This is a genomic window from Cellulosimicrobium sp. SH8 (assembly GCF_025818875.1).
Classification (GTDB): domain Bacteria; phylum Actinomycetota; class Actinomycetes; order Actinomycetales; family Cellulomonadaceae; genus Cellulosimicrobium; species Cellulosimicrobium cellulans_D.
This window is the reverse complement of sequence record NZ_JAMXMH010000008.1, coordinates 133,320-148,330: the sequence shown is the minus strand read 5'-3', so window position 1 is coordinate 148,330 and position 15,011 is coordinate 133,320. Positions and strand designations below refer to the sequence as shown.

Genomic DNA, 15,011 nt, shown 5'->3' with positions numbered 1-15,011 from the left:
CCAGGACCATCTCCCCCGCGTGACCGGGGAGCCGGGGGCCTCCCCGGTCACGCGACCCGCCGCCGTCGGGCGGCCGGGCACCCACCACGCAACCCGAACCCACACCGACGTGAAGGACTGAACGCACCATGGCCGACTACGTTCTCGCCATCGACCAGGGGACCACGAGCTCCCGGGCCATCGTCTTCAACCACTCCGGGGAGATCGTCTCCACCGGCCAGCTCGAGCACGACCAGATCTTCCCGCGCGCAGGGTGGGTGGAGCACAACCCGGAGCAGATCTGGAACAACGTCCGCGAGGCCGTGGGCCTCGCGCTCACCCGCGCCAACGTGACGCACAACGACATCGCGGCGGTCGGCATCACCAACCAGCGCGAGACCGCGGTCGTGTGGGACAAGACCACGGGCAAGCCGGTCTACAACGCGATCGTCTGGCAGGACACCCGCACCCAGAAGATCGTCGACGAGCTGGGCGGCTCCGACGGTCCCGAGAAGTACAAGTCGATCGTGGGTCTCCCGCTCGCGACCTACTTCTCCGGCCCCAAGGTCAAGTGGATCCTCGACAACGTCGAGGGTGCACGCGAGAAGGCCGAGGCCGGCGACCTGCTGTTCGGCAACACCGACACGTGGACGCTGTGGAACCTCACGGGCGGCGTCAACGGCGGCGTGCACGTCACCGACGTGACCAACGCGTCGCGCACCATGCTCATGGACCTCGACACGCTCTCCTGGCGCGAGGACATCGCGGCGGACATGGGCATCCCGCTGTCCATGCTCCCCGAGATCAAGTCCTCCTCCGAGGTCTACGGGCACGGCCGCCAGCAGGGCCTGCTCCCCGGCGTCCCGATCGCGGGCATCCTCGGCGACCAGCAGGCGGCGACGTTCGGCCAGGCGTGCTTCGAGGTCGGGCAGGCCAAGAACACGTACGGCACGGGCAACTTCATGCTGCTCAACACGGGTACCGAGAAGGTCATGAGCCAGAACGGCCTGCTCACGACCGTCTGCTACAAGATCGGCGACCAGCCCGTCCGCTACGCGCTCGAGGGATCGATCGCCGTCACGGGCTCGCTCATCCAGTGGCTCCGCGACAACCTCGGCATGTTCGAGGACGCGCCCGACGTCGAGTGGCTCGCCGGCAAGGTCGAGGACAACGGCGGCGCGTACTTCGTGCCCGCCTTCTCCGGACTCTTCGCCCCGTACTGGCGCTCGGACGCGCGCGGCGCGCTCGTCGGCCTCACGCGGTACGTCAACCGCAACCACATCGCGCGCGCAGCGCTCGAGGCGACCGCGTACCAGACGCGCGAGGTGCTCGACGCGATGAACGCCGACTCCGGCGTCGACCTCACCGAGCTGCGCGTCGACGGCGGCATGGTCGCCAACGAGCTGCTCATGCAGTTCCAGGCCGACCAGCTCGGCGTGGACGTCGTGCGCCCCAAGGTCGCCGAGACCACGGCGCTCGGCGCCGCGTACGCCGCGGGCATCGCCGTCGGGTTCTGGAAGGGCGAGCAGGACGTCATCGACAACTGGGCCGAGGACAAGCGGTGGAGCCCGTCGATGGACGACTCCGAGCGCGAGCGCCTCTACCGGAACTGGAAGAAGGCCGTGACCAAGACGTTCGAGTGGGTGGACGAGGACGTCGAGCAGTAGACCCGTCGTCGCGTCCCGCGCGGGACGCGACACGTGGGGAGGGGCGGAGCGCCGGGTGCGCACCGCCCCTCCGTCGTCCTCCCCGGTGTCGCAGTCAGCCGAGGCTCATCGGGAGGCGCGCGGCCACGGGGCCCAGGGCGGCGCGCTCCGCGGCCGTGGGGGCGCGCCGTCCCGTCACGACGCGCAGCGCGTCCGGGTCGGCGAGGGACGGCGGGACCGGCGCACCCAGGAGGGCCTCGACCATCGTGCGCGACGCCGCGAGCGTCGCCGCGGGTGGTCCGGCGGCGGCAGGCAGGTGCGCGACGAGGTCGAGGTGGTGCACGGTCCACTCCAGGACGTACGCGTCGAGGAGGTCGCGGACGGTGAGGGTCTCGCCCTGCGTCCCGACGCGCGCCTCCGGGTCCGCGAGCTCGGCTGCCCGGCCCGCGGCAGCGAGGAGGTCGTCCACGTGGTGCCGTAGCGCGCCCGGCGGCCCGTACGCCGCCGCCAGCCGCGCCACGAGGCGACCGTGAGGGTCGGGGTGCTCATCCGCGTCGCCCGCACGCCAGTACGCGACCGCGTCGACGGTCGGCTCCGCGTCCTCCGGGGTCACGAGGGTGATGAGGACGTCCTGCGCGCCGATGGTCAGGTGGCACACGAGGTCGCGCACCAGCCAGCCGGTGCAGCCCGACGGCCGCTCCCAGTCCTCGTCGGCAAGCGCATCCACGGCGTCCTGCAGGGCGGTCACCGCCCGGGTGAAGAGGAGCATCTCGGCACGGTAGCCCCGCGGACCCGACCGGACCAGCACGTTCCTGCGCCGCCGCGCTCGCTCCCGCCCGCGGGATTCCCTACGGTGGTCGCGTGCGGGCGTGGGTCTACGAGCGGTACGGCGGCGTCGACGAGCTGCGGCTCCGTGACGTGCCGCAGCCTGCGCCGACGAGGGGAGAGCTGCTCGTCGAGGTCGTCGCGACGTCCGTGAACCTGTCGGACTGGGAGGCGCTGCGGGGCAGCCCGGGCTACGCCCGGCTCGACGGTCTCCGCGCGCCGCGCACCCACGTCCTGGGGTCCGACGTCGCCGGTCGCGTCGTCGCGGTCGGGGACGGCGTCACCCGCTTCCGTCCGGGAGACGAGGTCTACGGCGACAACCTCCCGCGCCGGGGCGGGTTCGCGGAGTACGTGGTGATGCCGGAGACGGCGGTGGCGCACAAGCCGGCGGCGCTGACCTTCGCCCAGGCGTCCGCCCTCCCCCAGGCGGGCTCCATCGCGCTCCAGGCCCTCGCGTCGGCGACGCCGGGGGCTCGCGTGCTGGTCAACGGCGCCGGCGGGGGTTCCGGGAGCCTCCTGGTCCAGCTCGCGGTCGCGCGGGGCCTGCACGTCACCGCGGTGGACAACGCGGGCAAGCTCGACTTCCTCAGACGGCTGGGCGCGCACGACGTGATCGACTATCGGCGGACCGACTTCACGCGGACCGGCCCGTACGACCTCGTGGTCGACCTCGTCGCGCACCGGTCGGTGTTCGCCTACCGCCGCGCGCTCGCCCGACGTGGCCGGTGCCTCATGGTCGGGGGAACCCTGCGGACGCTGCTCCGCATGCTCACCGTCGGGCCCGTCCTGGGCGCTCTGACCGGGGCACGGCTCGGCGTGCTCTTCGTGCGGCAGGGCCCGCGCCACTTCGCGCCGCTCGCCGACCTGTGTGCCGCGGGCGACGTCGAGATCCACGTCGACCGCACGTTCCCCTTCGCGGACGTGCCCGCCGCGCTCACGCTGCACGGTGAGGGACGCGCCCTCGGGAAGGTCGTCGTCACCGTGGGCGACGCCGCTGGCTAGGGTGGTGCGCGTGAGCGTCGTGCGCGAGACCAGCTACACCGTCCCCGGGATCCACGTCACCGACCGCGAGCTCGCGGTGCCGCTCGTCTGGGGCGACGACACCGACCCGCGCCGCCTGACCGTGTTCGTGCGCGAGCTCGTCGACCCGGTGCGCCGCCGCGAGGACCTGCCGCTGCTCGTCTTCCTCCAGGGCGGCCCGGGCGGCAAGGGACCGCGCCCCACCGGCCCCGACGGCTGGGTCGGCACGGCGCTCGAGACCCACCGCGTCGTGCTGCTCGACCAGCGGGGCACCGGGCGCTCGTCGGCCGTGCGCGGCGCGGCGCTCGCGGCCCGCGGGACGGGCGCCGCCCAGGCCGACTACCTGTCGCACTTCCGCGCCGACGCGATCGTCGCCGACGCGGAGCACGTGCGGCGCACGGTCTACGGCGGCAGGCGCTGGTCGTCGCTCGGGCAGTCGTACGGCGGGTTCCTCACCATGACCTACCTGTCCCGGGCGCCCGAGGCCCTCGACGCGTGCTACGTGACGGGCGGCCTGCCGGGCCTGACGGCGGACGCGCGCGAGGTCTACCGCCGCACCCAGCCGCGCGTCGTCGCGAAGAACGCCTCCTACCGCGAGCGCTACCCCGACGACGCGGCCCGGCTCGCGCACGCCGCGGACCGCCTGGCCGTGGGCGACGTGCGCCTGCCCGACGGCGACGTGCTCTCCGTCCGCCGGCTCCAGTCGCTCGGCATGGACCTCGGCATGAAGCCGGGACCCGAGCGGATCCACTGGGCCGTCGACGAGGCGTTCGACGCCGACGCGCCCGACGAGCTCACCGACACGTTCCTCGCCGAGGTCGCCGCGGCGACGTCGTTCCGCACCAACCCGCTCTACGCCGTCCTGCACGAGTCGATCTACGCGCAGTCCGGCACCGGACCCACGGCTTGGGCAGCCGAGGCGGTGCGTGCCGAGGACCCCGCGTTCGACCCGGCGGCCCGGCCGCCGCTGCTCACGGGCGAGATGATCTACCCCTGGATGTTCGACGAGGTCGCGGCGCTGCGTCCCTTCCGCCCCGCGGCGGAGGCGCTCGCTGCGCGCGAGGACTGGGGCGACCTGTACGACCTCGACGTGCTCGCCCGCAACGAGGTGCCCGTCGAGGCGGCGGTGTACTTCGACGACATGTTCGTCGACGTCGGCCTGTCGCTCGAGACCGCCGCGCATGTGGGCAACGTCCGCACGTGGGTGACCAACGAGTTCGAGCACGACGGCCTCCGCACGGGCGACGTCCTGACCCGCCTGCAAGACCGTCTAGCCGCCCGAGGCGGCCCCCTCCCCACGTGACCCTCCGTCTGCTGTGGGCGTGAAATGGGCTCGGCTGAAGCGCTTCAACCAGGCCCATTTCACGCCCACAGCAGGTGAGAGGGTCACGACGGGGCGTGCTTGGCCAGGAACGCGTAGACCTCTGTCGCGTCGACGCCCGGGAACGCGCCGGACGGGAGCGCGGAGAGCACGTGCTGGTGCATGCGGGCGCTCGGCCAGGAGGCGTCCTCCCAGCGCGTCGCCGCGTCGGCGGCGGGACGGCGGCAGCACTGCTCGTCCGGGCACGACGACTGACGCCGCACGGTCGTGTCGCGGCCGCGGAACCACTTGGCCGACGCGAACGGCACGCCGACGGCGATCGAGAACTGGCCGGTCGTCGTCGTGCCGGTCTGGGTCGAGCACCAGAACGTCCCGGCGGGGGTGTCGGTGTACTGGTACGACTCCTGCGCGCGGTCGCGCCGCGTGAACGCTTCCCGGACGGCCCACCTGCGGCAGACCATCTGGCCCTCGATCGCGCCCGTCACGTCGGCGGGCAGGGGCAGGCCGTCGTTCTCGTAGCCGCGGAACAGGGCGCCGTCGTCCCCGACGCGCAGGAAGTGCAGCGGGATGCCGAGGTGCACGGTCGCGAGGTTGGTGAAGCGCTGCGCCGCGGCCTCGTGCGTCACGCCGAACGCGTCGCGGAGGTCCTCGACCGCGAGGTCCTTCTCGCGCTTGCGCCGCTCGAGGAACTCGACCGCTGCGGACTGCGGGATGAGGCAGCACGCCGCGAAGTAGGTGATCTCGACGCGCTGGCGCAGGAACTCCGCGTACGAGCGCGGCCGCTCGTGCCCGAGGACCCGGTGTGCGATCGCCTGGAGCGCGAGCGAGCGCAGCCCGTGGCCGCCGGGGATGGACGCGGGCGGCAGGTAGATGCGCCCGTTCTCCAGGTCGGTGACGGTGCGGGTCGAGTGCGGCAGGTCGTCGACGTGCCAGATGGTGAAGCCGAGCTGCTCGGCCATGCGCGCGACGGTCCGGTGCGTGAGCGCGCCGACCGTGTACCCGGCCGCGCGCGCCATGTCCTCGGCGAGCTCCTCGATCTCCGGGTAGTAGTTGTCCCGCCCCTGCCGTTCGAGGCGCAGCTCCGTGTTGGCGCGACGCGCTTCCTCGGGGGTCGCGACGGCCTCGGTCGCGCGGCGCTGGAGCTCGGCGTGCAGGCCGACGAGGTTCTCGAGGACGGGCAGCGGGAGCTTCTGGCTCGCCTTCACCGACGGCAGGCCCAGCCCGGCGAACAGCGGCCCCCGCTGCGCGCGGTCCAGCGCGATCTCCAGGGCGGCGCGGCGCGACGGCGGCTCGTCGGTGAGCAGGTCCGTCAGCGGGACGTCGAGCGCCTGGGCGAGGTGCTGCAGGAGCGACAGGCGCGGCTCGCGACGCCCGTTCTCGATCATCGACAGCAGGCTGGGGGCGGTCCCGACCGCCGCTCCGAGCGCGTCGAGCGTGAGGCCGCGGGTCGTGCGGAAGTGGCGCAGGCGGCGACCGAGGGTGATGAGGTCCGCCTGCGGCCCGGGCGGTGTCACCTCCCGGGCCCCACCGCGGTGCGGTCCGCCCGGGGTCTCCAGAGGCGGTGAAGTAGCCATGGCTTGACGATATGTCAAGATCAACGATTCTTCACAGCCATCTGGTTGGAAATCTCGACCACCGCGGCGTGAGGGTGGAAGGAGCACGAGGCCACCGCCGACCCTTGGGAGCGCCCCCGATGAGCACAGCCGCCCGCACCGTCCACCCGCGCCGCACGCGGTCCGCCGCCCTGCTCGACGACGTCGAGACCGACCTCGTCGGGCTGCGCGCGACGTCCGGCTCGGCCTCCGCGTTCGGGAGCGACGACCCGCGCCCGCGTGACCCCCGCGCGTGGGTCCGGGAGATCGCGAACCTCACCGAGCCGGACGCGATCGTGTGGTGCGACGGCTCGGTGGCGGAGAAGCAGCGGCTGACCGACCTGCTCGTCGACGCCGGGACGCTGCTCCCCCTCGACCCGGAGCTGCGGCCGGGCAGCTACCTCGCGCGGTCCGACCCGAGCGACGTCGCGCGCGTCGAGTCGCGCACGTTCATCTGCTCGCGTGCCGAGGTCGACGCCGGACCCACGAACAACTGGCGCGAGCCCGAGGCCATGCGCGCCGAGCTGCGCGACGTCTTCGAGGGCTCCATGCGCGGGAGGACCATGTACGTCGTCCCGTTCTCGATGGGCCCGGTGGGCGGGCCGATCTCGCAGGTCGGCATCGAGGTCACCGACTCGCCCTACGTCGTGGTGAGCATGGGGATCATGACGCGCGTCGGCCAGGAGGTCATGGACCTCATCGACGCCGGCGCCCCGTTCGTCCCGGCCGTGCACTCGGTCGGCGCCCCGCTCGTCGACGACACCGGCGCGGTCGCGGACGACGTGCCGTGGCCGTGCAACGACACCAAGTACATCGTCCAGTTCCCCGAGACGCGCGAGATCTGGTCGTACGGCTCCGGCTACGGCGGCAACGCACTGCTCGGCAAGAAGTGCTTCGCGCTGCGCATCGCGTCAGTCATGGCGCGCGACGAGGGCTGGCTCGCCGAGCACATGCTGCTCGTCCGCGCGACGTCGCCCGAGGGCCGCGCCTACCACCTCGCCGCCGCGTTCCCGTCGGCGTGCGGCAAGACGAACCTCGCGATGCTGCGCCCCACGATCCCCGGCTGGACGGTCGAGACGATCGGGGACGACATCGCGTGGCTGCGCCCCGGTCCCGACGGCCGCCTGCGCGCCATCAACCCCGAGGCGGGCTTCTTCGGCGTCGCGCCCGGCACCGGCGCCGAGACCAACCCCGCCGCGGTCGAGACGTTCGCGCGCGACACGATCTTCACCAACGTGGCGCTCACCGACGACGGCGACGTGTGGTGGGAGGGCCTGACGCCCGAGCCGCCCGCGCACCTGATCGACTGGACCGGTGAGGACTGGACTCCCGACTCCGGCCGCCCCGCCGCGCACCCGAACTCGCGGTTCACCGTCTCCGCCGCGCAGTGCCCGACGATCGCCGACTCGTGGGAGGACCCCGAGGGCGTGCCGATCGACGCGATCGTGTTCGGCGGGCGCCGCGCGACGAACGTCCCTCTCGTCGCGCAGGCGTACGGGTGGGAGCACGGCGTCTTCATGGGCGCGACCATCTCCTCCGAGCAGACGGCCGCCGCCGAGGGCACCGTCGGCGCGCTGCGCCGCGACCCGTTCGCCATGCTGCCCTTCTGCGGCTACAACATGGCCGACCACTGGGCGCACTGGCTGCGAGTCGGGGCGTCGCTCGACCCCGACAAGCGACCGAAGGTCTTCCAGGTCAACTGGTTCCGCAAGGACGCCGACGGCCGCTTCCTGTGGCCCGGGTTCGGCGAGAACTCGCGCGTCATCGCGTGGATCGCGGCGCAGGTCGACCGCTCGCGCGGCGTGCGCACCGACTGCGGCGCCGTCAAGAGCCCCGTCGGCCTGCTCCCCGCCGCCGGTGCCCTCGAGCTCGGCGGCCTCCACATGGACGACGGCGACCTCGATGCCCTGTTCGACGTCTCGCCCGAGCAGTGGCTCGCCGAGGCCGAGCTGACCGCCGAGTTCTTCGACACGTTCGGCAACCGCGTCCCCGACGAGCTGTGGGCGCAGCTCGCCCGGCTGCGGGACCGCCTCGGCGCGTAGCCCCAGCCCACCGGACGTCGCCCGGACGATGGTGTCAGTACGACGTGCCCATGAGGTCGCGGACGTCGGCGAGGGTGCGGTCGGCGGTCGCGTTCGCGCGGGCGTTGCCCTCGCGGAGCACGTCGAGGGGGTCGGGGCCGTCGCCGGCGGCGAGGGCTCGCCTCCGGGCGCGCAGGGGCCGCAGGTGCTCGACGAGCGCCTCGGTCACCACGTGCTTGAGGCGGCCCGCCCCAGCGGCGCCGACCTCGTCCGCGAGCGCCTCCGGCGTCGTCCCGGCGGCGAACGCGCCGAGAGTCAGGAGGTTGGCCACCTCCGGGCGCCGCTCGGGCTCGTAGGTGACGTGCCGCTCGGAGTCGGTGCGGTGGCGGCGGACGAAGCGTGCCGTCGTGTCCTCGTCGTCGCGCAGCTCGAGCGCGTTCCCCGCGGACTTGCTCATCTTGCGCCCGTCCGTGCCGAGGACGGTGGGGGCGGGGGCGAGCAGGACGTCGGGCTCGGGGAAGTACGGCTGCGCGGCGGCGTAGCGCTGGTTGAAGCGCCGGGCGATCGTGCGGGTGATCTCCACGTGCGGGAGCTGGTCCTGCCCGCCGGGCACGAGGTTGCCGTGGCAGAACAGGATGTCGGCGGCCTGGTGCACGGGATAGGTGAAGAGCAGGCCGCTCATGGGCCGGCCCTGCCGGGCCGCCGCGGCGACCGCCTCGGCCTTCACCGTCGGGTTGCGCTCGATCTCGGCCGTCGTGACGAGGCTGAGGAACGGCAGCAGGAGCTGGTTGAGCGCGGGCACCGCCGAGTGCGTGAAGATCGTCGTGCGCGCAGGGTCGATCCCCGCCGCGAGGTAGTCGAGGACGACCTCCCGCACCGTCGCGGGCAGGTCGCCGGCGTCGTCGCGGTCGGTGATGACCTGGTAGTCGGCGACGACGAGCACGACCTCCACGCCGTCGTCCTGGAGCCGGACGCGGTTGGCGAGGGTGCCGAGGTAGTGGCCGAGGTGCAGCGCGCCGGTCGGGCGGTCGCCCGTGAGGACGCGGAACCCGGACGGGTCGGTCGCGAGGCGCTCCTCGATCTGGGCCGACCGCTCGCGGGCGGCGGCGACGGACGCCGTCGAGGACGGCGGTACGGACGAGGAACCTGCCGACGGCGCGGTGGCGGACGGGCGGGTCGTCTCGGTCGGTGCGAGGGTCGTGGTCATGGTGCTCTCCTTCGGTGGGGAGCCACGCACCACGCCCGGTCGAGGACCGGAACGGCCCGGACATGACGACGTCCCGGCTGCGGCGCGCAGCTCGGGACGTGGGCAGGACTGGTCACGGCTGCGGGGGCAGCCACCACCAGCTCTGCGTGATCATGCGCCTCACCCTACGCCTGTCGGGGCGGTGCCCCCGTCCGCCGACGGTGAACGCCGGACGGTCACCGTGTCCCCCGGCGTTGACCCGACATGGGACCTCTCGACGACTACTCGCGGACCGTCTCGGGCGTCGCGGCGCGGGTCATGCCTGCGGTGGCGGCGCTCCGCCTGCGGCACGGAGCGCGGGAGGCGGGCGGCTCGGCCGTGGTGATGACGTCCGACGGTCTGCTCCTGACGAACGCCCACGTGGTCGGCCCCGCAACGGGCGGCACCGCGGCGTTCTCGGACGGCACCACGCGCCCGTTCGACGTCGTCGGCACGGACTCGCTCTCGGACCTGGCGGTCGTGCGCGCCCGGGGCGAGACGCCGGATCCGGTGTCGCTGGGCGATGCGGACGAGCTGGTGGTCGGGCAGCTCGTCGTGGCGATCGGGAGCCCCCTGGGACTCTCCGGGACTGTGACGGCCGGGGTCGTGAGCGCGCTGGGGCGCTCGCTGCCGACGCGGGACGGCACAGCGGCGCGGATCGTCGAGGACGTGATCCAGACCGACGCCGCACTCAACCCGGGCAGCTCGGGCGGCGCGCTCGCGACGTCGGACGCCCGCGTCGTCGGAATCAGCACGGCGGTCGCGGGCGTCGGGCTCGGGCTGGCGGTCCCCATGAACGCGACGAGCCGGCGCATCGTCGACGCGCTCGTCCGGGACGGGCGGGTGCGGCGCGCGTACCTGGGGGTCGCGAGCCAGCCGGTCGCCGTCGCGCCCGACCTCGCAGGGCGCACGGGCCACGACCGGGCGCTCCGCGTGGTCCACGTCGTCCCCGGCAGCCCCGCCGACACGGCCGGGCTGCGCGTCGGCGACCTGATGATCCGTGCGGGCGGCACCGACACCGTCGAGGCGCAGTCGCTCCAGCGCCTCATGCTCGACGAGGCGATCGGGCGTCGCCTCGAGATCACCGTGCTGCGCGGCGAGGCGATGGTCGACGTGGTCACGGAGCCGGTCGAGCTCGGGCGGTCGTGAGCCCTCGGCGTCCTGCGTGACCGCGCGCGTCGGGGAAGATGTTCCGGTGCCCCAGATCACCGTGGAGAACGTCACCGGCCCCGTCGCCCACCACGGTGAGGGGCCGGTGTGGTCGCCGACGTGGGGCGGGCTCCGCTGGCTCGACATGCTCGCGGGCGACCTGCTCACGCTCCGCACGGACGGCGCCGTCGACCGTCTCCACGTGGGCGACCACGCGGCCGTGGTGCGGCCGCGGACCGGCGGCGGGTTCGTCGTCGGGCTCGCACGCGGGCTCGCGGTCGCGGACTCGGACGACTCCCCCGTGCGGGCGCTCCCGGCGCTCTTCGACGACCCGACGGTCCGCCTCAACGAGGGCGCGGCCGGCCCCGACGGCGCCTTCTACGCGGGCGGCATGGCCGACGGCGCGCGGCCGGGAGCCAGTGCGCTGTTCCGCGTCGAGGCGGACGGGTCGTCGGGCGTCGTCGTCGAGGACGTGACGTGCGCGAACGGGCTCGCCTTCTCCCCCGACGGGTCGCGCGCCTACTGGACGGACTCGCTCACGCACCGCATCGACGTGCTCGACGTGGTTCCGGCCGCGGAGGACCCGCGCGGGCTCGTGCGACGCCGACCCTTCGCCGCGGTGGACCCCGCCGACGGCCTGCCTGACGGGATCGCTGTCGACGCCGAGGGCGGCGTCTGGGTCGCGCTCTGGGGCGGCGCCGCCGTCCGGCGCTACTCCCCCGACGGCACGCTCGACGCCGTCGTCCCGCTCCCGGTGTCGCAGGTCAGCGCGTGCACGTTCGGCGGCGACGGGCTCGACGAGCTGTACGTCACGACGTCGCGCCAGGGCTTCGGGACGCCCGACCCGGACGAGGCCGCGTCGGGGTCGCTGTTCGTCGCGCGACCCGGGGTGCGCGGCCTGCCCGCGCTCCCCTTCGCCGGCTGAGCGCGAGGGCCGGGCGCGGGCAGGCGGCCGTCGAGGCTCAGCGCACGGCGTCGCGCACGCGCTGCTCCGCGCGGCCCAGGCCGTCGATCTCCAGCGCGACGACGTCGCCGTCGCGCAGGTACGGGAAGCGCCCCGAGAGCGCGACGCCCTGGGGCGTGCCGGTGTTGATGAGGTCACCGGGCTCGAGGACCATGTACTGCGACAGGTGGTGCACGAGGTACGCGACGTCGAAGATCATGTCGGCCGTCGTCGAGTCCTGGCGGGCCTCGCCGTTGACCCAGGACCGGAGCCCGAGGTTCTGGACGTCCACCTCGTCGGCGGGCACGAGCCACGGGCCGAGCGGGTTGAACGTCTCGCAGCTCTTGCCCTTGGACCACTGCCCGCCGGAGACCTTCATCTGGTAGTCGCGCTCGGAGACGTCGTGCGACAGGACGTAGCCCGCGACGTGGTCGAGCGCCTCCTCCGGCGACGACAGGTAGCGCGCCCGGCGGCCGATCACGACGCCGAGCTCGACCTCCCAGTCGACGGTCGTCGCACCGGGCGGCACGAGGACGTCGTCGTACGGGCCGACGACGGTGTTCGAGTGCTTCCAGAAGACGATCGGGACGTCGGGCGGCGTCGAGCCGGACTCGGCGGCGTGCTCCGCGTAGTTCATCCCGATGCAGACGACGGCCGTGGGCCGCGCGACCGGTGCGCCGACGCGCAGGTCGTCGGCGCCGTCGAGCACGGGCAGCGCGCCCGCGGCGAGCGCCGCGCGGACCCGGCCGACGCCGTCGGCCGCGAGGAACGCGCCGTCGATGTCGCGGGTGAGCGGGTCGAGGGAGTACACGACCCCGTCCTCGCGGACGGCGGGGCGCTCCTGGCCGAGGGGGCCGAGTCGGACGAGCTGCACGGGTGGGTCTCCTAGGTAGGGTTCGGGCTGACCGCGGCGCGTGCTGCGGAGCGCCGGGGTGCGAGAGCAGTGTGCGCGTTCTCAGGCGAGGGCGCGCGCGTGGTCCGGGTTCACGATCGACGGCACGGGCCGGCCCGCGAGGAAGTCCACGGCGTTGCGCGCGGTGTGCACGGGGAGGTCCTGCATGGCCTCGGGCGAAAACCACGCGGCGTGCGGGGTGAGCAGCACGTTGTCGAGCGTGCGCAGGCGCGAGTCGGCGCGCAGCGGCTCGGTCGCGTAGACGTCGAGCGCGGCCGAGCCCACGTGGCCGGACGCGAGCGCGTCGGCGAGCGCGTCCTCGTCGATCAGCGGCCCGCGACACGTGTTGACGACCCGCACGCCCGGCTTCGCGGCGGCGAGCGTGCGGGCGTCGAGCAGGTGGCGGGTCGTGTCGGTGAGCGGCGCGTGGAGCGTGATGACGTCGGCGCGAGCGACGGCCTCGTCGATCCCCACGACCTCGTGCCCGTCGGACTCCACGGCCTGCGGGTCGACGAACGGGTCGTGCACGAGCACGCGGTAGCCGAGCGCGCGGGCGGAGCGCGCGACCTCGGAGCCGATCCGCCCGTACCCGATCACGGCGACGACGGTGCTGGACAGGCGCGCGGCGTGCTGCGCCGTCGGGGCCCACGTGCCGGCGCGCAGCGCGCGGTCGTAGGCGACGAGGCCGCGGTCGAGCGTGAGGATCATCGCGACCGTGTGGCTCGCGACCTCCTCGATGCAGTAGGTCGGGGTGTTCGCGACGGCGACGCCGCGCTCGGTGGCGGCCGCGACGTCGACCATGTCGTAGCCGATGCCCATGCGCGAGACCATGCGCACCCCGCCCGGCCCGGCGACGGCGTCGAGCACGCGCGCGGTGATCGGGGCCCACTGCACGACGAGCGCGGAGGCCGCGGACCCGTTCGCGGCGGCCTCCTCGACGGCGGCGATCACCTCGTCCTCGGTGCGCGCGGCGGCGCGCACGGCCCGCAGCCCGGCGGCGGTCAGGGTGTCCTCGCACGCGGTCCCGGGCAGGTCGCAGTCGGTGATGACGACGGTGTCGGCTGTCATGCGAGGAATGCTATAGCAAATAGCACCCTCGACCAACCCTCGGGCCGGTCGGATGCTATAGCGTGGGCTCATGACCCTTGCCTCGGACGGCGCCCGGCGCCGCCTCGCCCTCGTCACCGGCGCCAGCTCCGGAATCGGCGCCGCCACCGCCCTCCAGCTCGCGCGCGACGGGCACGACGTCTGGCTCACGTACACCGGCGGCGAGGCCGGCGCGCGCGCCACGGCCGCCCGGTGCGAGGAGGCGGGCGCCGCGACGCGCGTCTCGCGCCTCGACCTGCGCGACACCGCGTCCGTCGAGGCGCTCGTCGCGGAGGTGACCGACGCCTGGGGGCGCCTCGACGTGCTCGTCAACAACGGCGGCGTGTGCCCCTACCGCGCGCTCGACGACATCGAGCTCGACGAGTGGGACCTCGTCATGGAGACCAACGCGCGCGGCACGTTCATGCTGTCGCGCGCCGCGCTCCCGCTGCTGCGCGCGGGCCGTCCGTCGCCCGCCGGCGCCACGGTCACGCCCGACGAGCGGACCGCGCGCGACCGCGCGATCGTCAACCTCTCGTCCATCGCGGGCGAGCAGGGCGCGCTCAAGACCGGCGTGCACTACGCCGCGAGCAAGGCCGCGATCCTCGCCATCACGCGCTCGTTCGCGCGCATCCTCGCGAGCGAGGGCATCCGCGTGAACGCCGTGACGCCGGGCCCCGTGACGAGCGCGATCACCGACCAGCTCGCCCCCGACGCCCGCGCCGGGCTCACCGCGTCCATCCCCCTCGGGGACTTCGGCGCGCCCGACGACGTCGCGTGGGTCGTCGCGTCCCTCGCCTCCCCGCGGGCCGGGTTCGTCACGGGCGCGACGTACGACGTCAACGGCGGCGTCCGGATCGACTGACGCTCCTGGCGCGCCGCGGCACGCGGCAGCCGCTCCCCGGCTCGGCCTCCGCGCGAGGCCGAGCGTTCCCCGTTCCCCCGCCGAGGAGGCACCCGTGACCACCACTCCGTCCGCCGTCGTCACCGCCCAGGTCGACGCCTTCAACGTCCGCGACCTCGACGCGTTCTGCGCGACCTACGCGCTCGACGCCGTCGTGACCGGCGTGACGCCCGAGCCCATCGTCGGCCGCGACGCCCTGCGCGCGTTCTACGCGAGCCGGTTCGAGGACACCGCGCTGCGCTGCGTCATCGACGCGTCCGTGACGTTCGGCGACCGCTGGCTCGTCGCGCGCGAGCTCGTCACGACGTCGAACGGCACCGGCGAGACCATCGCGACGTTCGAGGTCCGCGACGGCCTCATCACCCGCGCGAGCATGGTCAAGGGCTGACGCCCACACGCACCTGGCGC

The 15,011-nt window shown here is 74.0% G+C and carries 13 protein-coding genes; 8 read left to right on the top strand and 5 right to left on the bottom strand.

Translation table 11 applies throughout. The features are described 5' to 3' along the window. Window positions 1-128 precede the first annotated feature (128 nt). Window positions 129-1,646 carry a glycerol kinase GlpK gene (gene glpK / locus NF338_RS12640; protein WP_237841811.1) on the top strand — a complete coding sequence of 506 codons (1,518 nt, stop codon included), beginning with the start codon at window positions 129-131 and terminating at the stop codon, window positions 1,644-1,646. Window positions 1,647-1,740: 94 nt separating this feature from the next. On the opposite strand, the gene NF338_RS12635 is transcribed toward glpK, so the two are convergent. Further along, window positions 1,741-2,394, bottom strand: a complete 654-nt coding sequence (locus NF338_RS12635; RefSeq protein WP_264031105.1) for a maleylpyruvate isomerase N-terminal domain-containing protein — start codon at window positions 2,392-2,394, stop codon at window positions 1,741-1,743. A gap of 92 nt (window positions 2,395-2,486) precedes the next feature. Here NF338_RS12635 and NF338_RS12630 point away from each other — a divergent pair, with 92 nt between their 5' ends. Together NF338_RS12630 and NF338_RS12625 are read left to right on the top strand one after the other, a co-directional pair. Next, on the top strand, window positions 2,487-3,452 hold the full coding sequence (locus tag NF338_RS12630) for an NAD(P)-dependent alcohol dehydrogenase (protein ID WP_264031104.1): 966 nt from the start codon (window positions 2,487-2,489) through the stop codon (window positions 3,450-3,452). A gap of 19 nt (window positions 3,453-3,471) precedes the next feature. After that, window positions 3,472-4,773 (top strand): alpha/beta hydrolase, encoded by a 1,302-nt coding sequence (locus tag NF338_RS12625; RefSeq protein WP_264031189.1) that lies wholly within the window; start codon window positions 3,472-3,474, stop codon window positions 4,771-4,773. Between the two features lie 83 nt (window positions 4,774-4,856). Here NF338_RS12625 and NF338_RS12620 read toward each other — a convergent pair whose 3' ends face one another. Next, entirely contained in the window at window positions 4,857-6,365 is a 1,509-nt protein-coding gene (locus tag NF338_RS12620) for an XRE family transcriptional regulator (RefSeq protein WP_264031103.1), read from the bottom strand. A gap of 119 nt (window positions 6,366-6,484) precedes the next feature. On the opposite strand from NF338_RS12620, the gene NF338_RS12615 reads away from it, so the two are divergent. Continuing rightward, complete coding sequence (locus NF338_RS12615; protein ID WP_264031102.1) at window positions 6,485-8,425, top strand: phosphoenolpyruvate carboxykinase (GTP); 1,941 nt, start codon at window positions 6,485-6,487, stop codon at window positions 8,423-8,425. Between the two features lie 34 nt (window positions 8,426-8,459). On the opposite strand, the gene trpS is transcribed toward NF338_RS12615, so the two are convergent. Beyond that, on the bottom strand, window positions 8,460-9,611 hold the full coding sequence (trpS, locus tag NF338_RS12610; RefSeq protein ID WP_264031101.1) for a tryptophan--tRNA ligase: 1,152 nt from the start codon (window positions 9,609-9,611) through the stop codon (window positions 8,460-8,462). Window positions 9,612-9,854: 243 nt separating this feature from the next. Here trpS and NF338_RS12605 point away from each other — a divergent pair, with 243 nt between their 5' ends. Then, on the top strand, window positions 9,855-10,778 hold the full coding sequence (locus NF338_RS12605) for a S1C family serine protease (RefSeq protein ID WP_264031100.1): 924 nt from the start codon (window positions 9,855-9,857) through the stop codon (window positions 10,776-10,778). A 46-nt stretch (window positions 10,779-10,824) separates the two neighbouring features. Beyond that, complete coding sequence (locus NF338_RS12600; protein ID WP_318783066.1) at window positions 10,825-11,703, top strand: SMP-30/gluconolactonase/LRE family protein; 879 nt, start codon at window positions 10,825-10,827, stop codon at window positions 11,701-11,703. Between the two features lie 37 nt (window positions 11,704-11,740). Here the strand turns inward: NF338_RS12600 and NF338_RS12595 are convergent, their stop codons facing one another. Beyond that, entirely contained in the window at window positions 11,741-12,595 is an 855-nt protein-coding gene (locus NF338_RS12595) for a fumarylacetoacetate hydrolase family protein (RefSeq protein WP_264031099.1), read from the bottom strand. 81 nt (window positions 12,596-12,676) lie between these two features. Next, the gene (locus tag NF338_RS12590) at window positions 12,677-13,681 is read right to left on the bottom strand and encodes a C-terminal binding protein (protein ID WP_264031098.1); all 1,005 of its coding nucleotides are present in this window, start codon (window positions 13,679-13,681) and stop codon (window positions 12,677-12,679) included. Between the two features lie 70 nt (window positions 13,682-13,751). Between NF338_RS12590 and NF338_RS12585 the strand changes: the two genes are divergently transcribed. Further along, on the top strand, window positions 13,752-14,564 hold the full coding sequence (locus NF338_RS12585) for an SDR family NAD(P)-dependent oxidoreductase (RefSeq protein ID WP_264031097.1): 813 nt from the start codon (window positions 13,752-13,754) through the stop codon (window positions 14,562-14,564). Between the two features lie 94 nt (window positions 14,565-14,658). Continuing rightward, window positions 14,659-14,991: a nuclear transport factor 2 family protein gene (locus NF338_RS12580; protein WP_264031096.1), complete on the top strand. Its 333-nt coding sequence runs from the start codon at window positions 14,659-14,661 to the stop codon at window positions 14,989-14,991. The last annotated feature ends 20 nt before the right edge of the window (window positions 14,992-15,011 follow it).